This window comes from Arthrobacter sp. TmtSoilC79, assembly GCF_059739405.1.
Genome location: NZ_AP046051.1, coordinates 2,316,653 through 2,340,732 on the forward strand (window position 1 = coordinate 2,316,653; position 24,080 = coordinate 2,340,732).

Sequence of the window (24,080 nt, forward strand, 5' to 3'; positions counted from 1 at the left end):
ACCGGGCACCACCAACAATGCAGAACTGAGAAGTGAGAAAACTGTGAGCACGGCATCGCGCCTCCCAAAAACCATTCAGCGGTTCACGTCCAAATTGCCTACCGAAGTCAACAAGGCAGTACGCCGCCTGGCCTTGCTGTCACTCATCGGGCAGACAATCCTGGTGGTGACCGGTGGTGCCGTGCGCCTGACCGCTTCAGGGTTGGGATGCCCCACCTGGCCGCGATGCACCAACGACTCGCTGGTCAATACACCGGAAATGGGCATCCACGGATTCATCGAATTCGGCAACCGCCTGCTGACATTTGCCCTCGCGGCCGTCGCAGCGCTCATGTTGGTGTACTTGTGGAACCTCCGTAAAGAGCGGCGCGACCTCTTTCTTCTGGCCCTGGGCCTCCTGGCGAGCATCCCGGCCCAGGCCATCATCGGCGGCATCACCGTTTTGTCCGGGCTCAACCCGTGGGTTGTGGGCCTGCACTTCCTGGTATCCATGGCTCTGGTGGTGTTCTCCACCTTGCTTGTTAACCGGGCCTACGGCCGAACCGGTGGCTTCATGAACCGGACCCTCCCGGGCCTGCCCTCCGTCGCACGTCCCGTGATGCTGGCTGTCGCCGTCTTCTCCACACTCTCAGTGATGCTGGGCGTCGTAGTCACTGGCGCCGGTCCTCATGCCGGCGACGCTGATGCCCCCCGCAACGATCTCGACTGGGACCTCTTCTCGCACATCCACGCCGTTCCGGCTTACCTCATCACCGCCGGCACACTGTTCGCTGTGTTCCTGGTGATCCGCGGCAAGATCGGCGGCCCGTTCCGAACGGCGGCCTACCTTCTGCTGGGCGTAACACTGTTGCAGGCAGTCATCGGCTTTACCCAGTACTACAACGGAATCCCGGCGCTGCTGGTTGGTGCGCATATGTTCGGTGCCGCAGTGCTGATGAGCGCGGCCACCAACGCCGCCGACCTCGCCAAGCACAGCCCGGTCCGTCAGCAGATCTCCTAACTCCGGATCAGTTGCGCCGGGTTGGAACGCATGGCCAGCACTGCCGGATACACAGCCGACAAGGTGCCACTCGCCAATCCCGCCCCTATGCCCCACAGCGACGCGTACCAAGGGACCACAGCCGCCCAACCTTCACTGGACGCGTAGGCCAGCACAGCACCCATCCCAACGGCTGCGCCTCCAGCCCCGCCGAGTACTCCCACCACGGCGCCTTCGGTAAGGAACATTAAGGCGAGCACTCTTCGACGCATACCCAAGGCGAGTCGAAGCGCTATTTCGCTGGATCGCGCCAACACCCCCAGATACATGGTGGTTCCGGCGCTCAGGCAAGCCATGGCGAGCAGGATGATGGACACAACGGCAACCAGTCTGCCAAGGTCCGTATTAATCCCCTGTTTGAGTTCCCGAAGATCGGCCACTGTTTGAACCTCTACGTCGCCGGGTTCAGCAGGGTTGAGCGCTTTTGGGAGCGCCTCGGCAATGGCCGCCGGCATCCCTGGATCAGTCCGAAGGACCAGGCTTGCCGCCACATTGCCGGTCAAATGGTAGGACCCGATCCCCACCATGATTCCTGACGGCAGAATCGGGTCACGGCCGGGGTCCCCAATAACGCCCACCACCGGGACTGGCTGGCCATACAGCCACACCACGACGCCGGGACCTGGCTTTGCGACTCCCAGTTCCTTGGCAGCGTTCTGACCCAGGATTGCGACGGGACCACCGAACGATTGGTCGAGCAGGGCAGCGTCACCGTAGGACAGGGTCGCGCCTTGGAGCCGAAGGTAAGCAGAGTCGATGATCCGGACTGCGCCGTTGAAAGCCGGTTGTTCAGGAAAGGACGCGGGCCGAAAGGTGGATGGCTGCACCACTGACGATGAGAGTTCGGCGATGACACCGGCCTCATGCACTCCCGAGAGCCTTCTGGATGCATTGAGGTCGCTGCTGATGGTTTCCCACGATGGATAACCGGCCGAACGCGTCACCCTGACTTCGTCGCTAGCGGCTGCATCGATGCGCGTGGACACCTTGACTGAGGCACTCTCGCTTAGTCCGATGGCCGCAACCAACCCTGCGCTGCCAAGGAGAAACGCCATGATCAGCAGTAGGGCTTTGGCTGGGCGAACGGTCAACCCGGAGAGCGCGTCGGCAACGGCATCTGCTGCCTCATGGCGCAGGCTCCGACCGAAGGCACGTTTGCTTTCGGGGCCTTCTGTTGTGGGTGTTGGAATGCCGTCTGTTGTTGGTGCTGGAATGCTGTCCCTGTTGTGGCCGGTGTCCATGATGATGGCTCCGTCGCGCATGGTGATGATGCGGTCCGCGGCTGACGCAACGTCGGGATCGTGGGTCACCAAGGCCACAGTGGTACCGGCATCACTAAGCTCCCGGAGATGCTGAATGACGATCTGGCCGTTCCCGGTGTCCAGGCTGCCTGTGGGTTCGTCTGCGAGGACAACCTTTGGCGCTCCGATCACTGCCCGTGCGATAGCCAGACGTTGGCGCTCTCCCCCGGACAACAACGACGCCGGTGTTGCTGCCCTGTCTGCGAGGCCGAACTTCTTCAGAGCGGGCATGACCAGTTGTTTCTGGACCTTCATCCCTATGCCCCGCACACGCAGTCCCAACACGGCGTTGCGGGCCGTGGCATCCCGGCCCACCATATGTGATTCCTGGAAGACGAAGCCGAAAACATCGGCCCGTAGAGCCGCCTTCTGCCTCTCGCTGAGATCTGCGACGTTTAGGTTCCTGATCCGATAGCAACCCCCCGAGGGTGTGTCCAGGAGGCCGAGGACGTTGAGCAGTGTGGACTTTCCCGAACCGGATGGGCCCACAATGGCCACGAATTCCCCCTCGTGGATGTCGAGGTCCACTTCCTTCAGCGCTTTCGCGCCGGGGAAACTGCGGTCAACACCGCGCAGGCTGAGGATTGGCACGCGCTTCGCATGCAAGGACGTTTCCCGGGCTGGCAGAAGCGCATTCATTGGAGTTTCACCTGATCCCCAACAACCAGGCCGTCCACGTCAGCGATCGCCGCCCACCCATCCACCTGCGCGGTAACCCTGACGACTACGCGGCGGGGCTCGCTGTTCCCTTCAACCAGGAGATACGGTATCCCGCCGTCCTGGCGAATGGCGATGAGGGGAACGGCGAGGGACTCTGCAGCCGCACCACCAGCGGCAATGGTGACTGATTGGCCGGCAGCGAATCCCTGCGTCCCCGGCGGCAACGCTACGGTGACATCTTTTCCAGGGATCTCATTCTTGCTTTGGTCACCCTCCAGGAACTCGCTGACATGAACCACTGTGGTGTCCAGAACTGTTGAACCGGCCCTGACCGTTACGGGCGTACCCGCCACGAAGCTCTCGGCCTGGACAACGTCTGCGCGGGCAACAAAGGAGTCGTCAGCGATCCTGATCCGGGCCACGACCCCGTCCTCGGCCAAGATGGAACCGGGTCCGGCGATGGAAGCTACAGTGCCAGTATCACCGGGGACCTGGACAAATTCCCGCCAGCGAAACATGACATCCGACGGGTTCTTCGATGCCGCATCACCAGCTTCCTCCTGCGGGAGCGAAACGGGGGCTCTAAACCCTGCGGCTTGGTACCACGATGCCAGTGCCTGCTGAGTAGCCCGGTCAAAGGTTCCCGTTGTGGCGCACGCATAACCGAAGCCCGCCAAAACCCCTTGTAGTGCCTTGACATCGGGGCCTGAGTCGTTTGGATTGATGTCCCGATACAACGGCACGCTGCTGGGTAGTATCAATAGCGGCCTCCCTGAGACGACCGCCAGTAATTCACCGGAAACCACGGGGCTCCCGGCCTCTTTTGCCACGTCGGTCACCACCAGTCTGTCGACGCCGGCTGCGGGACTGGCCTGAAGGTTTGTCTCGGCTCCTGGAACGACTTTCCCCGAAAGAACAACCTGTTTGGCCACCACACGGCGTTCTACCGCAGCCGAAACCGGAACCACCGATGCAGGGATCGGTGTGGACTTCGCCCCTGCTGTGGTCGATGTTCCTGCCCAGTAAGCGCCGCCCAAACCTGCCAGCACCACCAGTGATGCAACGAGGATCAGCCACGACCGCGGGACCCGCCTCAGTCCGCGTCCAATCAGCTGCAACTCATAGTCTTGCATCAGCAACGCCGTGATCCCGCAAAATCTGTTTGGCACGCACCACGGCGCCCGTCTTCTCTTCTGCCAAGGCGTTGAGTTCGGCCTGATGATCCATCATCTGTGCGGCCTGGTATTCAGCAAGGATGTCGTAGGGTTTCCTGGCCCCGCCACTGGCGTCCTTGCAGTCCAAATCCAAGAGGGCAACCCGTATCCCATCCTCCCTTGATCCGCTGGATTGCAAGCTCCACGAACCCTGTTCCGAAAGTTTGATGCCTTTGGTGGCCAGGCATTCCTCCCAGCTCTTCCGGTAAGCCAAGTACTCCGAATCGAGCTCTGTCAGTGCCACGGCGTTCCGAGTGATTTGATTCTGCAAGGAGGCATCACCAGCCAGGCCGTCCAGGAGTTCGGGTAGTCCGGCCCTCCCCACCGAATTACTGCACTTTGTTTCCGCCGCCTGATGGTCGGCGCTGAGTGCGGGGCGCTCGGGTTGTTCGTCCATTACACCTGGAATTTCGCGGATCTCCGGCATGGCACCGTTTCTGGCGGCCAACGGGCGGGACCACTGTCCATACCTACCGTCCTGGAGGGCCCTGCCACCGCCTCCCCACGGAGCCACCGTGAACCCGGCATCTTCCACGCAATCGTAAATGAGGAATGCCACCGCCGTATTGACCAGGACGTTCTCACGGCCTGAGTACCAGTAAGCACTCATGGGAAGGACAACTTCGCCGGTGCTTTCCTTGAGGTCGGCCTTGGCTCCTGCTCCGGCCGCGCGATCCACTGCAGGCAGGCTGACCGTCGTCGTTGCGGTGGGAGACGGTGCCGGCGGGCCCGAACAGGCCACGCCGGCGAGCACGACTACAGCCAGTGTCGCCGCGACCGCCGAAACTGAATGAAAAGTGGGAGATCGCACGGCTAACCCCAGATGCTGGAGATTTCGTCATCCCAGTTCACGCCGGCATACATTGACACGCCCCGAAGGTCGTTGACGGCGTTGCCACCCCGGAAGATGACCGAATGCCCTGAGTAGTTAAGATCCCGATACAGATACACGTAGGGCGATTGAATGTTCGCAGGCGGGCCTATGACTATTGAGCTGGCTTTATCGTTTGCCGCGTCACCCACATACGATGCGACCCAGTTATAGGTTCGCTGAGTTCCGGTGAACCAGTAGTTGTCGTAGAGACATACGCGGGCCGTGGAGCAAGCCGGTGCGGCTTGCGCGGCGGTGACTCCGGTTAAGACCGAAGCCGAAGCAACCGTCAGAATGCCGGCTGTACGCAGGAATGCTTTCACTTGTGTCCCCAATGCTTGTGCGCCATGGAACAGCTCTGTTCCACCACGAACACTAGGTTGCGCACGTCACCACCTAGACGGCTTTTGCTCAAACTAGGTGGCGTTCCGGCAAGAATTAGGTGCCGAACAGCCCCAAACTAGGTGCTGCGTTGGGGCCTCTAGGTGCTGGCCATCAGCGACCCGAGGCCAGACATCCTCATCAGCCATACTGGTCATGTGCAGATGACGACAGTGTTCGTGGAAGGCGAGAGCGACCGTCTGGCCGTGAACGCGTTGGCCCACCGCCTTGGTCATGACCTGCAAAAGCAACACGTCTGCATCGTCCCAATGGGTGGGGCCACGAACATTGTCCACTTCCTCGACCGCTACGGACCGCAAGGGGAAAACCATCGACTGCTGGGTCTCTGCGATTCCGGAGAATCCCGGGGCATCACCCGCGCCTTCAGCAGGGCCGGTTTCGGGGCCGCTTCCTTGAACGACCTGGGGTTCCAGGTCTGTGAGGCTGATTTGGAGGATGAACTTATTCGTTGCCTGGGCGTCGATGAGGTGCTCAACGTGATCGCCAGTGAAGGTGAGCTTGGCTCGTTCGAACTTCTCCGGCGACAACCCTCCTTGCGGGGCCGGCCCATTGAGGCTCAACTGCGGAGGTTTTTAGGTGGGCGCAGCGGCAATAAAATCCGGTACGCGCCCCTCTTGGTGTCTGCGCTGCCTTCCGGCAAGGCACCACCCCCGTTGGCTCGCTTGGTGGCATCTTTTGATATGTGAGAGACCGTGGGGCTCAAGCCGGTGGGATGTGAGCGACCGTTGGGCTTGTGGCCGTGGGATGTGAGAGACCGTGGGGCTCAAGCCGGTGGGATGTGAGAGACCGTTGGGCTCAAGCCGGTCGGATGTGAGAGACCGTTGGGCTCAAGCCGGTCGGATGTGAGAGACCGTTGGGCTCAAGCCCGTGGGATGTGAGAGACCGTTGAGCTTGTGGCCGGAAACGGCGACGCCGGCACCGGCCACTAAAGCAAGTGGCGGGTACCGGCGTCGAACTTTCTTGTCACAAAAGTCTGCGGAACCTAGCCGCCGACGATCGCTGAGCCGATGAACGGGTCTACCGCCAGGGCGATGAAGAGCAACGTCAGGTAGCTGATGGAGCCATGAAAGACCTTCATGGCGCCCTTGTTGGAGACGTCGCCGCCCTGTGCACGCTTGTACAACGCGTGGCTCTCGTACAGGAACCAAGCGCCCGCAGCAACGGCCACGATCGTGTAGACCCAGCCGGCGCCGCCAACGGGCACCATCAACAGGGAGCACGCAACCATGGCCCAGGCGTAGAGCACAACCTGGACAGAGACCACCTTGGCGCCGGCAATGGCGCCGAGCATCGGCACGTTGGCATTGCGGTAGTCCTCGCCGTACCGCATGGACAGCGGCCAGTAATGGGGAGGCGTCCAGAGGAAGATGACCATGAAGAGCACGATTGCGGGCCACTCCACAGTGTTGGTCACTGCAGCCCAGGCGATCAGGACAGGGAAGCAACCGGCTGCGCCACCCCACACGATGTTCTGGGCTGTGCGGCGCTTCAGGATCATGGTGTAAATCACCACGTAGAAGACGATGGCCCCAAGTCCAAGCCAGGCGGACAGCGGATTGGCGCCGAACCACAGGATGGCAATCGAGGCTGCCCCGAGAATCCAGGCAAAGACCAACGCTTCACGCGGGGTCACCTCACCGGTGACAAGGGGCCGCTTCTCGGTCCGGTGCATCAGCTTGTCGATGTCACGGTCGATATAGCAGTTGAAGACGCCGGCACTGCCGGCCGCAAACGCTCCACCTACAAGGGTGGCAAGGATCAGGCCGATGGAAGGGAAACCCCGCTGCGCGAAGATCATGGTGGGCAAAGTGCTGACCAGGAGGAGTTCGATGACCCTGGGTTTGGTGAGTGCCAGATACGCCTTGAACTTACGGGAAATTCCGATGCTTCCCCGGGCCGGGGACGCGTTAAGGGGCGTATCAGTTGTGCTCACGGCGGCAGTCACTCTGTTCTATGCTCTGGGGTTCTCGCAGCGGCTGCCGTCCCGGTCCTCGAAGCTGACACGGGCGCATGTTCCGCTGGTGGCCTCCAAATATCATACCGTGGCCGGAAGTGGACCAATGTCCCCAAAAGTCGTCAATGTTTCCGAAACTTCACCCGCCTTCCGGGCCATCGTGATTCATATAAGGGAATTTCTGTCCAGTTAGTGGGATTCCCTGAGTTCCCTGACACGTTTAGGGCTAAGCTGTTGAGCAGATCAGCACACGTTGACGATCCGGGAAACCGTATTCTCGGATATCCGTGCGTCTGGATGAGAGATCAACGTTTCAATGGTGAACGGCTGGTAGACACATTGCAGCGGGCGCCATCCTGTGCTTCCTGCGTGCCGTGTCCTTACACCTGCCGTCAGCACAGAGAGGGGCTCGGTTTTCGTGCCACATTTGGAAGAGCAAGAACTGTCATGGACCGATCTGGACAAGAAGGCAGTTGACACCGTTCGCGTGTTGGCCGCTGACGCCGTGGAGAAGGTCGGAAACGGCCACCCCGGTACTGCGATGAGCTTGGCTCCGGCAGCGTACCTGCTGTTCCAGAAGCTGATGCGCCACGATCCCAAGAACCCGGATTGGTTGGGCCGCGACCGTTTCGTGCTGTCCCCCGGCCACACCTCGCTGACCCTTTACATCCAGTTGTTCCTCTCCGGATACGGGCTGGAACTGAAGGATCTTGAGGCGCTGCGCACGTGGGGTTCGCTGACCCCCGGCCACCCCGAGTACAAGCACACCGCCGGTGTCGAAATCACCACCGGCCCGCTGGGCCAGGGCCTGGCATCTGCCGTAGGTTTCGCCTACTCGCAGCGTCGCCAGCGTGGCCTGTTCGACGCCGATGCTCCCGCCGGCGAATCGCCGTTCGACCACACTATTTGGGTTATCGCCTCCGACGGCGACCTCCAGGAAGGTGTCACCTCCGAGGCGTCCTCGCTCGCGGGCCACCAGGAACTGGGCAACCTCGTAGTGATCTACGACGAGAACCACATCTCCATCGAAGACGATACCGACGTTGCTTTCACCGAGGACGTCCTCAAGCGTTACGAAGCGTACGGCTGGCACACCCAGCGCGTTGACTGGACCAAGACCGGCGATTACGTCGAAGACGTCCAGGAACTCTACTCGGCGCTGCTCGCTGCGAAGGCAGAGACCAACAAGCCCTCCATCATCTCCCTGCGCACCATCATCGGTTACCCGGCACCGAAGAAGCAGAACACCGGCAAGATCCACGGCTCCGCACTGGGCGCCGAAGAAGTCGCTGCGCTGAAGAGCGTCCTCGGCTTCGATCCGGCCAAGTCCTTCGACGTTGACGAAGAAGTCCTGGCGCACGCCCGCAAGGTCCTGGACCGCGGTGCGGAGTCCCGCGCTGCATGGCAGAAGAGCTTTGAGGCCTGGCAGTCCGCCAACCCTGACGCTGCTGCCTTGCTGGAACGTGTGGAAGCCAAGAAGCTGCCCGTGGGCATCGACGCCGCGCTTCCGGTGTTCGAAGCCGGCAAGGATGTTTCCACCCGCGCCGCTTCGGGCAAGGTACTGAACGCCATCGGCCCGGTTCTTCCTGAGCTCTGGGGCGGTTCGGCCGACCTCGCCGAGTCCAACAACACCACCATTGAAGGCTCGCCGTCGTTCATTCCGACGTCCCGTTCCACGGACGCCTGGAAGGGCAACCCCTACGGACGCGTACTGCACTTCGGTATCCGTGAGCACGCTGCAGCCTCGATCGTGAACGGCATCTCCCTGCATGGCCGTACCCGTGCCTTCTCCGGTACGTTCCTGATCTTCAGCGACTACCAGCGCCCGGCCATCCGCCTCGGCGCACTGATGGGTGTCCCGTCCCTGTATGTCTGGACGCACGACTCCATCGGTCTGGGCGAAGACGGCCCCACCCACCAGCCTGTGGAGCAGCTGGCCTCGCTGCGCGCCATTCCCGGCCTGGACGTTGTCCGTCCCGGCGATGCGAACGAAGTCTCCGCCGCATGGAAGGCCATGCTGGAGAACCACGAGAACCCGGCCGGCATTGTCCTGACACGTCAGAACATCCCCACTTACGCCCGCGGTGAAGGCGAAGCAAGCGGCGACACGTTCGGTTCAACCGCAGGTGTTGCCAAGGGCGGCTATGTGCTGGCCGAGGCATCCAAGGATGGCGAAACCGTTGACGCGCAGGTCATCCTGATCGGCACCGGCTCCGAAGTCCAGCTCGCCGTGCAGGCCCGCGAAGCATTGCAGGCTGAAGGCATCGCTGCGCGTGTGGTCTCCATGCCGTGTGTTGAGTGGTTCAACAAGCAGGACGAGGCTTACCGCGAGTCCGTGCTCCCGGCATCGGTGAAGGCACGTGTCTCGGTTGAAGCCGGCCTGGCCCTGGGCTGGCGTGAATTCGTCGGTGACGCCGGCCGCTCCATCTCCCTGGAACACTTCGGCGCCTCCGCTGACTACAAGCGGCTTTTCAACGAATTCGGCATCACCGCCGAAGCCGTCGCCGCTGCCGCCAAGGACTCGCTCGCAGACGCCAACGCGTAACAGCCTGATACCTCACAACAGGAGAAATCACATGTCTACAACTCCCACACAGCAGCTTTCCGACGCCGGCGTTTCGATCTGGCTCGATGACCTCTCACGCACCCGCCTCGAAACGGGCACGCTGCAGAAGCTCATCGATGAGAAGAACGTGGTTGGTGTAACAACCAACCCGTCCATCTTCCACGCCGCGATCACCGCCGGTACCGACTACGACGCCACCATCGCAGCCAAGGCCGCATCCGGTGCCAGCGTCGAAGAGACCATCTTCGAAATCACCACCACGGACGTGGCCGACGCCTGCGATCTCTTCGCACCGATCGCCGCTGCAACCAACGGTGTTGACGGCCGCGTCTCCATCGAGGTCGATCCCCGCCTTGCCTGGGACACCGAGGGCACCATCGCCGAGGCCAAGAACCTCTACGCGAAGGTCAACAAGGACAACGTCCACATCAAGATCCCGGCAACATTGGAAGGCCTGGAAGCCATCACGGCTACCCTGGCCGAGGGCATCAGCGTCAACGTGACCCTGATCTTCTCCCTGGAGCGCTACCGCGCGGTCATCAACGCTTTCCAGACCGGCCTTGAGCAGGCCAAGGAAAACGGCCACGACCTCTCCAAGATCCACTCCGTGGCCTCGTTCTTTGTCTCACGCGTTGACTCCGAGATCGACAAGCGCCTCGACGCCATCGGTACCGAGGAAGCCAAGGCACTCAAGGGCAAGGCCGGCGTTGCCAACGCCCGCCTGGCCTACCAGGTCTACGAGGAGCTCTTCTCCACCGAGCGCTGGGCCGTCCTGGCTGAGGCCGGTGCGCTCCCCCAGCGTCCGCTGTGGGCCTCTACCGGCGTGAAGGACCCGGCCTACCCGGACACGCTGTACGTGACCGAGCTCGTCGCAGCAGGAGTGGTCAACACCATGCCGGAGAAGACGCTGGATGCCACGTTCGACCACGGCGTAGTCACCGGTGACACCATCACCGGCACCTACGACGAAGCGAATGAGACCCTCAACGCCCTCGAAGCCCTCGGCGTCTCCTACAACGACGTCGTCACCCTCCTGGAGACCGAAGGCCTCGAGAAGTTCGTGGGCTCCTGGAAGGAACTCCTGGCCGACGTCGAAGGCGCCCTCGCCACCGCACGGAAGGCTTCCTAACACCTCATGAGCACAATCAGCTACGACGCCAGCGGTGCCGCGCAGCAGGCCATCGCCCAACACATTGACAGCCTGGTCGAAGACCGGATCGCGACGAGGATTTTCGCCAAGGACCACACCCTGTGGGGTCCGGATGCAGAATCCGAATCCGCTATCCGTCTTGGCTGGGTAGAGGCTGCCACAGTGTCCCAGGCCTTGGTTGGCGACATCCTGGAACTCCGCGATGCCCTCCGCGCCGAAGGAGTGACACGTATTGTCCTCTGTGGCATGGGTGGGTCTTCCTTGGCTCCCGAGGTCATCGCCGGCACCGCCGGCGTCGAGCTGACTGTGCTGGACAGCACGGACCCCGAACAGGTCAGTGCTGCCCTTGAGGAGCGGTTGGCCGAAACGGCAATCGTGGTGTCGTCCAAGTCCGGCTCCACCGTGGAAACCGACTCCCAGCGGCGGGTTTTCGAAAAGGCATTCAACGACGCCGGCATCGATGCCAAGAGCCGGATCATCATCGTCACGGATCCGGGTTCGCCCTTGGACAAGGCCTCGCGTGAAGCGGGCTACCGTGCGGTGTTCAATGCCGACCCCAACGTCGGCGGACGCTTCTCGGCACTTACTGCATTTGGGTTGGTCCCTTGTGGCCTGGCCGGTGTGGACATCCAGGCATTCCTGGATGAGGCGGAGGAAGCTGCAGAGATCCTCAATGAGGACTCCACCGACAACATCGGACTGGCCCTGGGCATTGCCTTGGGCGGCACCAGTCCCTTGCGCAACAAAATCGTCATCGCTGAAGACGGTTCCGGCATTGTTGGTTTTGCCGATTGGGCCGAGCAGCTCATTGCCGAATCCACCGGCAAGCTGGGCACCGGCGTCCTTCCAGTCGTGGCCGGACCGGATTCTCCGGAAGCCCTGAACGGTGCCCCCGACGTACTGGTGGTCCGGCTGGTTGGTGCGGAGGCCGACGTCGAGCTTCGTGGAAACGAGGTCGCAATTGCCGGCGGCCTGGCTTCGCAGATGTTCACCTGGGAGTTTGCGACGGCTGTGGCCGGTCGCCTGCTGGGGATCAACCCCTTTGACCAGCCTGACGTCGAAGCGGCCAAGGTGGCCGCCCGTGGCTTGCTGGATGCCCGACCCGAGCCTACTCCTGCGGCATTCACCGATGGTGCAGTGGAAGTCCGCGGTGGCAGCTGGCTTGGTTCGGCTTCCACTGTGTCGGAGGCTGTTCAGGCTCTCCTGGGCCAGCTTGGCACCGACGGGTACTTGAGCGTCCAGGCGTACCTTGACCGTATTTCCCACGCGCCCCTGGAAGGTATCCGCGATGAACTCGCAGCCATCAGTGGGCGTCCGGTGACGTTCGGTTGGGGTCCGAGGTTCCTCCACTCCACCGGGCAGTTCCACAAGGGCGGACCGGCAATCGGGGTTTTCCTGCAGGTTACTGCAGCGTCCTCCACCGATCTGGAAATTCCGGACCGGCCGTTCACCTTTGGCCAGCTTATTGCTGCCCAGGCCTCGGGCGATGCCCAGGTGCTGGAAGGCCATGGCCGCCCGGTTTTGCGCCTGCACCTCACAGAGCGTGCCGCCGGCGTAAGCCAACTCCAGGAAGTCGTCGCTGCGTTGGCCGGCCAGGCCAGCGCACTCGAAAGCTAAGGCACAGAACCAAACATGCCAGAAACTGAAAACGGCAGGAAAAACGCCGGTCTGCGGAATCCTTTGCGGGATCCGCGGGACCGGCGCCTGAACCGCATTGCCGGGCCGTCGTCGTTGGTGTTCTTCGGAGTCACCGGCGACCTTGCCCGTAAGAAGCTCATGCCGGCGGTCTATGACCTCGCCAATCGTGGTCTTTTGCCGCCGAGCTTTGCCTTGGTTGGCTTCGGGCGCCGCGACTGGGACAACGCTGAATTCGCCGCTGAGGTGAAGGAAAACGTTAAGGCTCACGCCAGGACGAAGTTCGATGAAGCGGTGTGGGAGCAGTTGGCTTCGGGTATCCGTTTTGTTCAGGGCGAGTTCGACGACGACGATGCTTTCGAGCGTCTCGGCGATGTCCTCGATGAGCTGGATGAGACCCGTGGCACCCGTGGGAATCATGGCTTCTATTTGTCGATCCCGCCGAAGGCGTTCGAGCAGGTCTGCCGCCAGCTCTCCAAGCACGGCCTGGCACAGGCGAAGCCGGGGCAATGGCGTCGTGTGGTGATCGAGAAGCCGTTCGGTCACGACCTGGAGTCTGCCCGTCAGCTGAACGACATCGTCGAATCGGTGTTCCCGGCTGATGCGGTGTTCAGGATCGATCACTACCTGGGCAAGGAGACGGTGCAGAACATCCTGGCGCTGCGTTTCGCGAACCAGTTGTTCGAGCCGCTCTGGAACGCCAATTACGTAGACCATGTCCAGATCACCATGGCCGAGGACATCGGGACGGGCGGGCGTGCAGGCTATTACGACGGCGTGGGTGCTGCCCGTGACGTCCTGCAGAACCACTTGCTGCAGTTGCTGGCGTTGACGGCCATGGAAGAACCGATCTCGTTCAATGCCGATGATTTGCGGGCGGAAAAGGAAAAGGTCCTCGCTGCGGTCAAGCTGCCTGATGACCTGTCCACGCATTCAGCCCGTGGCCAGTTCACCGGTGGGTGGCAGGGCGGTGAGGAAGTCCTCGGGTATTTGGACGAGGACGGCATTCCTGCTGATTCGAAGACTGAGACGTTTGCTGCGATCCGGGTGGATATCAATACCCGCCGCTGGAATGGTGTGCCGTTCTACCTGCGCGCCGGTAAGCGGTTGGGCCGCCGCGTGACTGAAATCGCGGTGGTGTTCAAACGGGCACCGAATCTATTGTTCCGTGACCATGGCGAGGACGACTTCGGCCAGAATGCCGTGGTGATCCGTGTCCAGCCCGACGAGGGTGCCACGATCCGTTTGGGTTCAAAGGTTCCGGGGACGCAGATGGAAGTCCGCGATGTCACCATGGACTTCGGCTACGGACACTCCTTTACCGAATCCAGCCCCGAAGCCTACGAACGCCTCATCCTGGACGTGCTCCTGGGCGAACCGCCGCTGTTCCCGCGCCACCAGGAAGTCGAGTTGTCCTGGAAGATCCTTGACCCGTTCGAGGAATACTGGGCCGGACTGGATGAACAACCGCAACCCTACGCGCCCGGCAGTTGGGGTCCGGCTTCAGCCGATGCCCTGCTGGCCCGCGACGGACGAACCTGGAGAAGGCCATGATTGTAGATCTTCCCGATACCACTACTTCAAAGATCTCCAAGAAGATCATGTCCCTGCGCGAGCAAGGCGGCGTGATCGCCTTGGGCCGTGTGCTGACGCTGGTGGTGGTGACCAAGTCCGGGCAGGAAGAAGAGGCCATCGAGGCGGCCAACGAAGCCAGCCGGGAACACCCCTGCCGGATCATCGTCCTTGCTGACGCCGGCGTTGAGGGACCGGATCGCCTGGATGCCCAGATCCGTGTTGGCGGCGACGCCGGCGCGTCCGAGGTCATCGTGCTCCGGGGTCACGGGCACATGGCCCATGAGAGCGAATCACTGGTGGCAGCCCTGTTGCTGCCGGACGCCCCGATCGTGGCTTGGTGGCCGCACGGAGCACCGGAAAGCGCCTGCGAGACCTCCATTGGCCGGATCGCCCACCGACGCATCACCGATTCGGCCAACGAACCTGACCCCCGCCTGGCTCTGGAGAACATCCGGGCAACGTACAAGGCAGGCGACACCGACCTCGCGTGGACCCGCCTGACCAACTGGCGCATGCAACTCGCCGCTGTCTTCGACCAGGTGGACAGTGACCCCGTCTCCGCGGTTGCCGTTGAGGGTGCCTCCGACTCCCCCAGCACGCTGCTGCTGGCCGCCTGGCTCAGCCTGGCGCTGGAGGCTCCTGTGACGATCGTGGCGGACCCTGCCGGGACCGGCATCCGTCGAGTCCGGCTCACCCGCGCCAGCGGTGACGTCCAACTCTTCCGTCCCGGCCTGTCGGTGGCGGAGTTGACGCAGCCCGGGCAGCCGGCGCAACGTATCACCCTCCCGCGGCGAAGCCTGAAGGATTGCCTTGCTGAAGAGCTTCGCCGACTTGACCCGGACGAAGTCTTCGGAGAAGTGATTACGATGGGACTGCCACTTACCAGCCAGAGGAGAGTCCAGACCAGTGCACGCTGAGCCAAGAGTTAGCATCCATCCCGACTCCAAGGTGTTGATGGCCGCCATCGCGGCCCGCCTTATTACCAAGCTCGTGGACGTCCAGGACAAACACGGCGAGGCTACGGTTGTCCTGACCGGCGGTACAGTCGGCATTGGAACGCTGAAAGCGGTGGCCGATTCGGCCGCAGCGCCGGCAGTCGACTGGTCAAAGGTTAACTTCTGGTGGGGGGACGAACGTTTCGTTGCAGCGGACAGCGAGGACAGGAATACCCGTCAGGCACACCAGGCCCTCCTGGCACACCTTGCGGTGGATCCTGCGCGTATCCACGAGCCGGGTTCGACCGATCACTTCGCAACTGCTGACGAAGCGGCCTCAGCCTATGCCGAGGAGCTGAAGGCGGCAGCCGAGGCCGAGCATGCGGCTGACATGTCAGATGACCGTTCTGAAGAGCCTGGCGTCCTGCCGCGCTTCGATGTCCTGCTTCTTGGAGTGGGTCCGGACGCGCACGTCGCGTCGCTGTTTCCCGAACAGGCCGGCATCCGTGAGAAGAAGCGCACGGTGGTGGGGGTGGAAAACTCACCCAAGCCGCCGTCGTCGCGTATTTCCCTGACGCTGCCCGCCATTAACACTGCCCAGGAAATCTGGATGGTTGTTGCCGGTGAGGACAAAGCCGGCGCTGTCGGTTTGGCGTTGGCCGGAGCCAATCCCGTCCAGGTACCGGCTGCAGGTCCTGTTGGTCGTTCGCGGACCTTGTGGCTTATCGACGAAAACGCGGCATCACGGGTCCCCCAGCAATTGGTCCGGAAGGACCCCGCGGGAGCGTAGGCGCTCCAACGCTCCGGCCAGGACAACTTCGGCTTCCTGGCTGGAGCGTCTTTCTTTAACGTAATCCAGATGGGATTTATAGAGGTCATCCACCGGCGCGGCCGCGGCCGGATGACCGGGATCACGCGAAGAAGGAAGACCACATTTGGGACAATCCCAGGTCCTTGGGATCTGGTCATCCGGGAGCTTCAGGAAAACAAGCTGTGTTTCGTGTCCTTTTGCGCACCAATAGTGGACCCGCATACGGGGCAATTGCGTCCCGCCCCCGCCGTGGTCGCTGTGATTTCTCGGTGGTGAGCCTTGGGCTACACCTACGCGGGTACCCCGGTATCCTGGCGTGCCATGAACCATATCGAACCCCTAGCGACTCGGTGGTCGGCCGTCACGGCCCGCAGGCCTTACGGCCAACAAGGCCAGTCTAATGCGGGAGTCCCTGCAAAGGCAGTAGAAATGGCCGGCTCACAACAAAGGGAGCGGTTCCGTTCTGGAACCGCTCCCTTTGTTCTCGGCCGGCTGGTGCCGGTTGGCGACTAGGAGTCGCCGCCCGAGGTGAAGCGCATGATCAGGCCAAGGCCGATGATGACAACGCCCCACGTGATACCGAGAATGATGGTGAAGCGGTTCAGGTTGCGCTCGGCTACGCCGGACGAACTCAATCCGGAGCTCATTCCGCCACCGAACATGTCGGACAAACCGCCCCCACGTCCTTTGTGCAGGAGGATGAGCAGCGTCAGCAGAAGGCTGGTGATTCCCAGCAGGATCTGCAGAATGACTTGAAGAACGTCCACGACGGCCTTTCGAAGAAGCGGAAAACGGGAGCCGGACTAGTCCGTGACGAGGTGGCTCTCGAACCTGACAATGTTAGCAAACTCAGCGGGGTCCAGGCTCGCGCCACCCACAAGCAATCCGTCAACATCTTTTTCGGCCATGATGGCCGCTGCGTTGTTTGCCTTGACGGAACCTCCATAGAGAAGGCGGGTCTTCTCCGCGACGGTCTCGTCGAAGAATTCGGCAAGCTCAGCACGGATGGCCGCACACATTTCCTGTGCATCTTCCGGTCCGGCTACTTCGCCGGTACCGATGGCCCAGACGGGCTCGTAGGCAACGACGAGGTCTGCGGCCTGCTCGGCGGTGAGTCCCTCCACGCCCGCGCGCAACTGGGCGAGGGTGTACTCCACATGCGTTCCTGCCTGGCGGACCTCGAGGCCTTCGCCAACACAGAGGACGGGGGTTACGCCGTGGCGGAACGCAGCTTTGACCTTGGCGTTCAGTACTTCGTCGGACTCGTTGTGGATGGTGCGGCGCTCACTGTGGCCCACCAGGACGTAGGCGCAACCCAACTTGCTGAGGAACTGGCCTGAGATGTCACCGGTGTAGGCTCCGGAGTCAAACTGCGAGAGGTCCTGGCCACCGTAGACGACCTCGAGGTCGTCGCCCTGTACCAGCGTCTGAACGCCTCGGAGGTCCGTAAAGGGCGGGAAGACAGCGACTTCGGCACGGTTGTAGTCGTGCTTGGCGTCGGAGAGCGTCCAGGCAAGCTTCTGCAGCAGGGTGATGCCCTGGACATGGTCCATGTTCATCTTCCAGTTGCCGGCGATGAAGGGCTTACGGACAAATTTGCCATTGGCAGAGGTAGTCACATGAACTCCAAAGAATGCGTCGAAATATGGAACGGCCGGCAGGACGCAAAGCGTCCTGCCGGCCGTCTGGTACTTAGCGGTCGAGGACGCTCAGTCCCGGAAGTTCCTTGCCTTCAAGGTATTCCAGGCTTGCGCCACCGCCGGTGGAGATGTGTCCGAACTGTGAGTCTTCGAAACCCAGGGTCCGGACAGCCGCGGCTGAATCGCCCCCGCCTACGACGGTGAACGCCACGGTATCGGTCAGCGCCTGGGCAATTGCCCGCGTACCGCTGGAGAAGGCTTCGAATTCGAAGACACCCATGGGGCCGTTCCAGAAGACGGTCTTTGCCCCCTCGACGTGGGCTGCGAATGCGGAAGCAGACTCGGGTCCGATGTCCAGGCCAATGCCGGAAGCGCCGAAAGCGCTGCCCTCTATGGCGTCGGCCTTGACGACCTCGTGTTCGGCGTCAGCGGCAAAGCGGCTCGCCACTACGACGTCGGTGGGGATCACGAACGACGTTCCCGCTGCTGAGGCCCGCTGGAGGTAGTCCTGGACCACGGGGATCTGGTCTTCCTCCAGGAGGCTTCCGGCAACCTTGTGGCCTGCTGCGGCAAGGAATGTGAAGAGCATGCCGCCGCCAACGAGGATGGTGTCCGCTTTGCCCAGGAGGTTCTCGATCACTGCCAGCTTGTCCGAGACCTTGGAACCGCCCAGAACCACGACGTATGGACGCTGTGTATCCGTGGTGAGCTTCCGAAGAACTTCGACTTCGGTGTGCACGAGGTCGCCGAGGTACGACGGCAACCGGGTGGCTACGTCATAGACGCTGGCATGTTTGCGGTGGACCGCGCCGAAGGCGTCGTCCACGTAAGCGCCGTTACTGCCCGTCAGTGCAACCAGCTCATCAGCGAAGGCGCCGCGCTCGGCGTCGTCCTTGCTGGTTTCGCGGGCATCGAAGCGGACGTTCTCGAGGACGAGGACGTCACCGTCCTGGAGTCCGGCTGCGAGCTCCTTGGCGGAGTCACCAACCGTGTCTGCTGCGAGTTGCACCCGGAAGTCCGCAAGTTCCGTGAGACGGTCTGCAGCAGGCTTCAGGGAGTACTTCTCGTCAGGTGCGCCCTTGGGGCGTCCCAGGTGGGCGGTTACGAGCACGCGGGCACCGGCGTCCGAGAGCTTCTTGAGGACCGGGAGCGAGGCCTTGATGCGGCCGTCATCGGTCACCTTAGAGCCGTCGAGCGGCACATTCAGGTCACTTCTGACCAGAATGTACCGCCCGCGGACACCTTCAGCGATGAGTTCGTTGAGGGTGTGAGATGTCATGTGTCTACCCTAGCCCAGCTTGGATGCGACGAGCTCCGTGAGGTCAACGAGGCGGTTGGAGTAACCCCACTCATTGTCATACCAGGAAACAACCTTGACCTGGTTGCCGATGACCTTGGTAAGGCCGGAGTCGAAGATCGACGAAGCAGGGTCTCCAACGATGTCCGAGGACACGATGGGGGCATCCGTGTAGGAGAGGATGCCGGCCCACTGCTCGGACTCAGCTGCGGCCTTGACGGCTGCGTTGACTTCCTCGACCGTGACTTCGCGGGAAACCGTGACCGTGAGGTCGGTAGCGGAACCGGTGGGCACCGGAACGCGGATGGCGTAGCCATCCAGCTTGCCCTTGAGCTCCGGGAGGACCAGGCCAATTGCCTTGGCCGCGCCGGTGGACGTGGGAACCATGTTGATCGCAGCAGCACGGGCGCGGCGGAGATCACCGTGGGGGCCGTCCTGGAGGTTCTGGTCCGCCGTGTAGGCGTGGACCGTGGTCATGAGGCCACGCTCGATGCCGAAGGCGTCGTTCACTACCTTGGCCAGCGGGCCGAGGCAGTTGGTGGTGCAGGAAGCGTTGGAGATGATGTTGTGCGCTGCGGGATCGTAGAGCTCGTGGTTGACACCCATGACGATGGTGATGTCTTCGTCGCTGGCAGGTGCCGAGATGAGGACCTTCTTGGCTCCGGCATCAATGTGCTTCTGCGCGGCAGCAGCCTTGGTGAAGAAACCGGTGGACTCGATCACGATGTCAACGCCCAGTTCGCCCCACGGAAGGTTGGCGGGATCGCGCTCTGCAAGGACCTTGATGGACTTGCCGTCGACTACCAGGTTTCCATCGACAACTTCCACGGTCTGGGCGAGGCGTCCACCGACGGAGTCGTACTTCAGGAGGTGGGCGAGCGTCTCGGGGCTGGTGAGGTCGTTGACTGCGACGATCTCAAGGTCTGCGCCCTGGGCCAGTGCTGCGCGGAAGTAGTTGCGGCCGATGCGGCCGAAGCCATTGATACCAATACGGGTGGTCACTATGTGTCAATCTCCTTGGTGCTCTTGCAAGCACGCCTAGTGAGTCGGATAAATAATTTCCAACTAACAGACCCCGCACGTCTTTGGGCAGAGGTGATTATCAGATCGGAGGGCGACCAGCCACGTTGCTGAAGGCTAACCGCCTTCCGTGATCCATCTTACGTTTAACTAAGCCTGCCCCCGCAACTGCGGAGGCAGGCTTTCCAGCATTTGGCCCGAATTCACGCTAAAAGTGACTTTTGTTACATCGGCGTGAACCGGAGCTCACCAACTAGAGGACGATGAGGCCCGTGGCGTTGGTGCGTGCGGCTTCGAAGCGCTTGGCGACGTCGGCCCAGTTGGCAATGTTCCAGAAGGCCTTGACGTAGTCAGCCTTGACGTTGACGTAGTCCAGGTAGAAGGCGTGCTCCCACATGTCCAGCATCAGCAGCGGAGTGGTTCCCACTGCAACGTTGCCCTGCTGATCGTAAAGCTGCTCGATGAGGAGGTTGCCGCCGATGGGCTCGTATGCCAGGAAAGCCCAGCCGGAACCCTGCAAACCGAGAGCCGCGGCGCTGAACTGCGCACGGAAGGCGTCGAACGAACCGAAAGCATCATCGATCGCAGCAGCGAGCTCGCCTTCGGGCTTGTCGCCGCCGTCCGGGGAGATGTTGTTCCAGAAAACGGAGTGGTTGATGTGTCCGCCGGTGTGGAACGCGAGGTCCTTGGAGAGACGGTTGATGTTGGCGTAGTCACCCTTCTCGCGGGCATCTGCCAGCTGGGAAAGGGCATTGTTGGCGCCTGCAACGTAAGCAGCATGGTGCTTGCTGTGGTGCAGCTCCATGATCTTTGCCGAAATGTGCGGCTCGAGTGCTGCATAGTCGTAGCCGAGCTCGGGCAGAACGTACTCTGTCACGAAATCCTCCAATGTAGTGGACTGACGTCCGGGTTGGTAACTCTCGTTATGTCATCCGGCCAGCGGACCGGCCGGAAATCCTTGGCGAAGAAGCTTCGCTCTTGCCTCCACCGGGAACAACCCTGGGTGGCCTCGCAGTATTTCCTCTTCGCATTTTCGATTCTATGGGTGCGGACTACTCGTCCATCATTTCCGGAGTCACATTTGCCTCAGTGCCCGGGATGCCAAGGTCAAGGGCGCGTTTGTCCGCCATGGCCAGGAGCCGGCGGATACGGCCCGCGATGGCGTCCTTGGTCATCGGTGGATCGGCCAGGCGTCCGAGTTCATCCAAGCTGGCTTGCTTGTGGGCTACACGGAGTTCGCCTGCGTACTTGAGGTGGTCCGGAACGTCGTCGCCAAGAATCTCCAAGGCCCGGTCCACCCGGGCGCCGGCGGCTACGGCGGCTTGTGCCGAGCGACGCAGGTTGGCGTCGTCAAAGTTTGCCAGCCTGTTGGCAGTGGCCCGGACTTCCTTGCGCATGCGCCGCTCCTCCCAGACCATGAGGGCGTCATGTGCCCCCATCCGGGTGAGGAGGGCTGCAATGGTGTCTCCGTCCCGGATCACCACACGGTCGACTCCGCGCACCTCCCGGGCCTTGGCCTGGATGCCCAGGCGGCGGGCAGCTCCCACAAGCGCCAGTGCGGACTCGGGTCCGGGGCAGGTCACTTCCAGCGAAGAGGAACGCCCTGGCTCCGTCAGCGATCCATGTGCGAGGAAGGCTCCCCGCCATACAGCCTCGGCATCGGCAGCCGAGCCGTTGACCACTACTGATGGCAGTCCACGGACCGGGCGTCCCCGCCCATCCAGCAGTCCGGTCTGCCGGGCGAGGGCCTCGCCGTCGCGGACCACGCGGACAACGTAGCGGCTTCCGCGGCGGAGGCCGCCGCCGGAGACGACGATGATTTCGCTCTGGTGGCCGTAGACCTCGGCTATTGCGGCACGGAGGCGACGCGCCGTCGAGGCAAGATCAACCTCGGCTTCAATAACGATCCTGCCCGAAATGATGTGCAAGCCGCCGGCGAAGCGCAGCATTGCCGAAACCTCTGCCTTGCGGACCGAAGATTTCTTGATGTCCAGCCGGGACAGTTCGTCCTTGACCGACGCAGTAAGTGCCATCGCGTATTCCTAACTGTTCCCGAAAATATCGTGGTACGCCGCTGCCAGCAGCAATGGATCGTGGACGGGGCGGCGCCTCGACGCCCCTACTCTACCCAACACCACTTCGGCGCCGATCATCCCGGCGGCCTTCTCAAATGCCTTAAGGTCCTGGATCGCGGCGGGATCGGCGAGGACAACATCGACGCTGAACTCCGGGGCATAGCGGCGCAGGACGTCCAGGTGGTCCGCGGCTGTCATGCCCGAGGTTTCCTTGGTTTCGACATCCAGGTTCATGGTCAGGCAGCGTTTGGCAGCGGTGTCGCCGAGTGCTTGGCGGAGCTCGGGCAACAGCAAATGCGGCAGCACCGAGGTGTACCAGGAGCCGGGTCCCAAAATAACCCAGTCAGCCAGCTCGATGGCCGTCAGGGCTTCGGTGCAGGCAGGTGCGTCCTCCGGCAACAGCCTGACCTCTTCGAGCTTGCCGGCAACAGCGCATTTTGCCTGGCCCCGGACAGTCCTGAGTTCCTGCCCGCCTCCGGGAAGCCCGACGTGTGCCTTTCCCTCGATGGTGAGGGGAACACTGGACATGGGGAGGACCTGGCCCCTGGCTCCGAGCAATGCTCCAGCCCATTTCAGGCCGGCCACTGTGTCTCCCAAAAGCTCCCAGAGGGTCACGATCAGCAGGTTGCCCATGGCGTGGTGGTCCAGGGAGCCACCTTTGGCGGATCCGGCATTGAAGCGGTGCTGCATGACGTCACGCCATGTACGTCCCCAGTCGGTGTCGTCGCACAATGCGCTGAGCGCCATCCGCAGGTCACCGGGCGGGAGGACACCGTACTCTTCGCGAAGCCGCCCGGAAGAGCCGCCGTCGTCCGCTACCGTAACGATTGCCGTGAGCTCCGAGGTGAGCAAGCGCAATGCCGAGAGCGACGCCGCCAGCCCGTGGCCGCCACCAAGGGCAACCACTGAGGGGCTCTTCTTTTGCTGGCTGCCGGGGACACCCTTGGGCGGAATAAGGGGAAGCGGCCCGGTAAGGACCCCCACTATTCGCGTCCCAGGTCGCGGTGGGTGGTGGTGACTGTCACGCGTGGATACTGCGCCAAACGCTTTGAAAGCTCGACGGCGACTGCCACCGAACGGTGCTTGCCTCCGGTGCAGCCAACAGCCAGGGTGGCGTAGTGCTTGTTCTCCTGGCGGTAGCCGTCCAGCACCGGCTCCAAAGCCCGGACGTACCTGTCCACGAATTCGTGCACGCCATCGGCACCGAGGACGTAGTTGCTGACGTCCTCATCCAAGCCGGTGTGGGGCCGAAGTTTCGGAACCCAATGCGGATTGGGAATGAAACGGGCGTCGGCTACGAAGTTGGCATCCACTGGGAGGCCGTACTTGAATCCAAAGCTCATGACGTTCAATCGGAGGGTAACCGGGCCGGTGTCACTGAAGAGCTCGGTGATGGCTGTTGCCAGGCCGTGGACGTTGAAATCGGACGTATCCAGCACGACGTCGGCATGCTCCCGCAGTTCCCTCAGGACCTCGCGCTCGATCCCTATGCCGTCCAGGATCCGGCCGCCACCCTGCAGGGGGTGCGGACGCCTGCCTTGCTCGAAACGGCGGACCAGGACTTCGTCGTTGGCGTCGAGGAACAGCACCCGGAAGGTGATGCCGCTGGCACTGAGTGCACCCAGCGCTGTCTGGATGTCGGTGAAGAGGTCCTTGCTGCGGACATCCACCACCACGGCCAGCTTGGGAATGGATTTGGGGGCGTGGGAGACAATTTCGGCCAAGGTGCCGAGCATCTGCGGCGGGAGGTTGTCCACCACGTACCAGCCGTGGTCTTCCAGGGCGTCCGAGGCCGTACTGCGGCCTGCCCCGGACATGCCGGTGACAACCAGCAGTTCCGCCTCCGGGGGCTTGACGGGCGTGAGGCCGTCATGCTCCGTTCCGGCCCCCGGTGTTGCCTCATCCATCAGTTGTCCCCGTTTCCTCGGAAGTGGT

General features: G+C 62.3%; 22 protein-coding genes. 8 read left to right on the forward strand and 14 right to left on the reverse strand.

Features of this window, described 5'->3' with window-relative positions:
* The first annotated feature begins 43 nt into the window (after positions 1-43).
* Entirely contained in the window at positions 44-1,000 is a 957-nt protein-coding gene (locus AC6JA3_RS10760; protein ID WP_347783376.1) for a COX15/CtaA family protein, read from the forward strand.
* On the opposite strand, the gene AC6JA3_RS10765 is transcribed toward AC6JA3_RS10760, so the two are convergent.
* From AC6JA3_RS10765 to AC6JA3_RS10780, 4 genes are read right to left on the reverse strand one after another with little or no spacing between them, the layout of a single operon-like run.
* Entirely contained in the window at positions 997-2,979 is a 1,983-nt protein-coding gene (locus AC6JA3_RS10765; protein WP_026546782.1) for an ATP-binding cassette domain-containing protein, read from the reverse strand. The two genes, AC6JA3_RS10760 and AC6JA3_RS10765, sit on opposite strands and share 4 nt — an antisense overlap.
* On the reverse strand, positions 2,976-4,133 hold the full coding sequence (locus AC6JA3_RS10770; RefSeq protein ID WP_026540635.1) for an efflux RND transporter periplasmic adaptor subunit: 1,158 nt from the start codon (positions 4,131-4,133) through the stop codon (positions 2,976-2,978). The genes AC6JA3_RS10765 and AC6JA3_RS10770 overlap by 4 nt, the downstream gene beginning before the upstream one ends.
* Positions 4,120-5,025: a hypothetical protein gene (locus AC6JA3_RS10775; RefSeq protein WP_347783378.1), complete on the reverse strand. Its 906-nt coding sequence runs from the start codon at positions 5,023-5,025 to the stop codon at positions 4,120-4,122. Before AC6JA3_RS10775 ends, AC6JA3_RS10770 begins: the two co-directional genes overlap by 14 nt.
* A gap of 2 nt (positions 5,026-5,027) precedes the next feature.
* Entirely contained in the window at positions 5,028-5,408 is a 381-nt protein-coding gene (locus AC6JA3_RS10780) for a peptidase inhibitor family I36 protein (RefSeq protein ID WP_026540633.1), read from the reverse strand.
* Between the two features lie 162 nt (positions 5,409-5,570).
* On the opposite strand from AC6JA3_RS10780, the gene AC6JA3_RS10785 reads away from it, so the two are divergent.
* A complete protein-coding gene (locus AC6JA3_RS10785; protein WP_347783379.1) occupies positions 5,571-6,173 on the forward strand; it encodes a TOPRIM nucleotidyl transferase/hydrolase domain-containing protein in 603 nt (200 codons plus the stop codon).
* A 296-nt stretch (positions 6,174-6,469) separates the two neighbouring features.
* On the opposite strand, the gene AC6JA3_RS10790 is transcribed toward AC6JA3_RS10785, so the two are convergent.
* Positions 6,470-7,432, reverse strand: a complete 963-nt coding sequence (locus tag AC6JA3_RS10790) for a heme o synthase (RefSeq protein ID WP_026540631.1) — start codon at positions 7,430-7,432, stop codon at positions 6,470-6,472.
* A gap of 427 nt (positions 7,433-7,859) precedes the next feature.
* Here AC6JA3_RS10790 and tkt point away from each other — a divergent pair, with 427 nt between their 5' ends.
* Genes tkt through pgl form a run of 6 tightly spaced genes read left to right on the forward strand, consistent with a single transcriptional unit; the run spans position 7,860 to position 16,092 of the window.
* Positions 7,860-9,986, forward strand: a complete 2,127-nt coding sequence (gene tkt, locus AC6JA3_RS10795) for a transketolase (RefSeq protein ID WP_245232859.1) — start codon at positions 7,860-7,862, stop codon at positions 9,984-9,986.
* Positions 9,987-10,017: 31 nt separating this feature from the next.
* Positions 10,018-11,136 carry a transaldolase gene (gene tal / locus AC6JA3_RS10800; protein ID WP_026540629.1) on the forward strand — a complete coding sequence of 373 codons (1,119 nt, stop codon included), beginning with the start codon at positions 10,018-10,020 and terminating at the stop codon, positions 11,134-11,136.
* 6 nt (positions 11,137-11,142) lie between these two features.
* Positions 11,143-12,774: a glucose-6-phosphate isomerase gene (locus AC6JA3_RS10805; protein ID WP_026540628.1), complete on the forward strand. Its 1,632-nt coding sequence runs from the start codon at positions 11,143-11,145 to the stop codon at positions 12,772-12,774.
* A 15-nt stretch (positions 12,775-12,789) separates the two neighbouring features.
* Entirely contained in the window at positions 12,790-14,346 is a 1,557-nt protein-coding gene (gene zwf / locus AC6JA3_RS10810; RefSeq protein ID WP_026546777.1) for a glucose-6-phosphate dehydrogenase, read from the forward strand.
* Positions 14,343-15,284: a glucose-6-phosphate dehydrogenase assembly protein OpcA gene (locus AC6JA3_RS10815; protein WP_026540626.1), complete on the forward strand. Its 942-nt coding sequence runs from the start codon at positions 14,343-14,345 to the stop codon at positions 15,282-15,284. Before zwf ends, AC6JA3_RS10815 begins: the two co-directional genes overlap by 4 nt.
* A complete protein-coding gene (gene pgl, locus AC6JA3_RS10820) occupies positions 15,274-16,092 on the forward strand; it encodes a 6-phosphogluconolactonase (protein ID WP_043432177.1) in 819 nt (272 codons plus the stop codon). The genes AC6JA3_RS10815 and pgl overlap by 11 nt, the downstream gene beginning before the upstream one ends.
* Here the strand turns inward: pgl and AC6JA3_RS10825 are convergent.
* From AC6JA3_RS10825 to rapZ, 9 genes are all read right to left on the reverse strand, one after another.
* On the reverse strand, positions 16,045-16,443 hold the full coding sequence (locus AC6JA3_RS10825) for an RNA polymerase-binding protein RbpA (RefSeq protein WP_347783380.1): 399 nt from the start codon (positions 16,441-16,443) through the stop codon (positions 16,045-16,047). The two genes, pgl and AC6JA3_RS10825, sit on opposite strands and share 48 nt — an antisense overlap.
* A gap of 179 nt (positions 16,444-16,622) precedes the next feature.
* On the reverse strand, positions 16,623-16,880 hold the full coding sequence (gene secG / locus AC6JA3_RS10830) for a preprotein translocase subunit SecG (RefSeq protein WP_017198454.1): 258 nt from the start codon (positions 16,878-16,880) through the stop codon (positions 16,623-16,625).
* 36 nt (positions 16,881-16,916) lie between these two features.
* On the reverse strand, positions 16,917-17,732 hold the full coding sequence (gene tpiA, locus AC6JA3_RS10835; protein ID WP_347783381.1) for a triose-phosphate isomerase: 816 nt from the start codon (positions 17,730-17,732) through the stop codon (positions 16,917-16,919).
* Positions 17,733-17,805: 73 nt separating this feature from the next.
* On the reverse strand, positions 17,806-19,032 hold the full coding sequence (locus AC6JA3_RS10840; protein ID WP_347783382.1) for a phosphoglycerate kinase: 1,227 nt from the start codon (positions 19,030-19,032) through the stop codon (positions 17,806-17,808).
* Between the two features lie 9 nt (positions 19,033-19,041).
* On the reverse strand, positions 19,042-20,052 hold the full coding sequence (gene gap, locus AC6JA3_RS10845) for a type I glyceraldehyde-3-phosphate dehydrogenase (protein ID WP_024821016.1): 1,011 nt from the start codon (positions 20,050-20,052) through the stop codon (positions 19,042-19,044).
* A gap of 271 nt (positions 20,053-20,323) precedes the next feature.
* Positions 20,324-20,947, reverse strand: a complete 624-nt coding sequence (locus AC6JA3_RS10850) for a superoxide dismutase (RefSeq protein ID WP_026540622.1) — start codon at positions 20,945-20,947, stop codon at positions 20,324-20,326.
* A 175-nt stretch (positions 20,948-21,122) separates the two neighbouring features.
* Entirely contained in the window at positions 21,123-22,103 is a 981-nt protein-coding gene (whiA, locus tag AC6JA3_RS10855) for a DNA-binding protein WhiA (protein ID WP_018777554.1), read from the reverse strand.
* 9 nt (positions 22,104-22,112) lie between these two features.
* Positions 22,113-23,129: a gluconeogenesis factor YvcK family protein gene (locus AC6JA3_RS10860; RefSeq protein WP_026546773.1), complete on the reverse strand. Its 1,017-nt coding sequence runs from the start codon at positions 23,127-23,129 to the stop codon at positions 22,113-22,115.
* Positions 23,129-24,052, reverse strand: coding sequence for an RNase adapter RapZ (gene rapZ / locus AC6JA3_RS10865; RefSeq protein WP_026540620.1), 924 nt, complete (start codon positions 24,050-24,052; stop codon positions 23,129-23,131). Before rapZ ends, AC6JA3_RS10860 begins: the two co-directional genes overlap by 1 nt.
* Positions 24,053-24,080 lie beyond the last annotated feature (28 nt).

Bases quoted from the DNA above. Each gene is read 5' to 3' on its own strand.
- AC6JA3_RS10825 (WP_347783380.1), bottom strand. From the start codon at position 16,443: ATGGTTCATGGCACGCCAGGATACCGGGGTACCCGCGTAGGTGTAGCC.
- zwf (WP_026546777.1), top strand. From the start codon at position 12,790: ATGCCAGAAACTGAAAACGGCAGGAAAAACGCCGGTCTGCGGAATCCT.
- AC6JA3_RS10770 (WP_026540635.1), bottom strand. From the start codon at position 4,133: ATGCAAGACTATGAGTTGCAGCTGATTGGACGCGGACTGAGGCGGGTC.
- rapZ (WP_026540620.1), bottom strand. From the start codon at position 24,052: ATGGATGAGGCAACACCGGGGGCCGGAACGGAGCATGACGGCCTCACG.
- tal (WP_026540629.1), top strand. From the start codon at position 10,018: ATGTCTACAACTCCCACACAGCAGCTTTCCGACGCCGGCGTTTCGATC.
- AC6JA3_RS10765 (WP_026546782.1), bottom strand. From the start codon at position 2,979: ATGAATGCGCTTCTGCCAGCCCGGGAAACGTCCTTGCATGCGAAGCGC.
- AC6JA3_RS10815 (WP_026540626.1), top strand. From the start codon at position 14,343: ATGATTGTAGATCTTCCCGATACCACTACTTCAAAGATCTCCAAGAAG.
- AC6JA3_RS10840 (WP_347783382.1), bottom strand. From the start codon at position 19,032: ATGACATCTCACACCCTCAACGAACTCATCGCTGAAGGTGTCCGCGGG.
- whiA (WP_018777554.1), bottom strand. From the start codon at position 22,103: ATGGCACTTACTGCGTCGGTCAAGGACGAACTGTCCCGGCTGGACATC.
- AC6JA3_RS10805 (WP_026540628.1), top strand. From the start codon at position 11,143: ATGAGCACAATCAGCTACGACGCCAGCGGTGCCGCGCAGCAGGCCATC.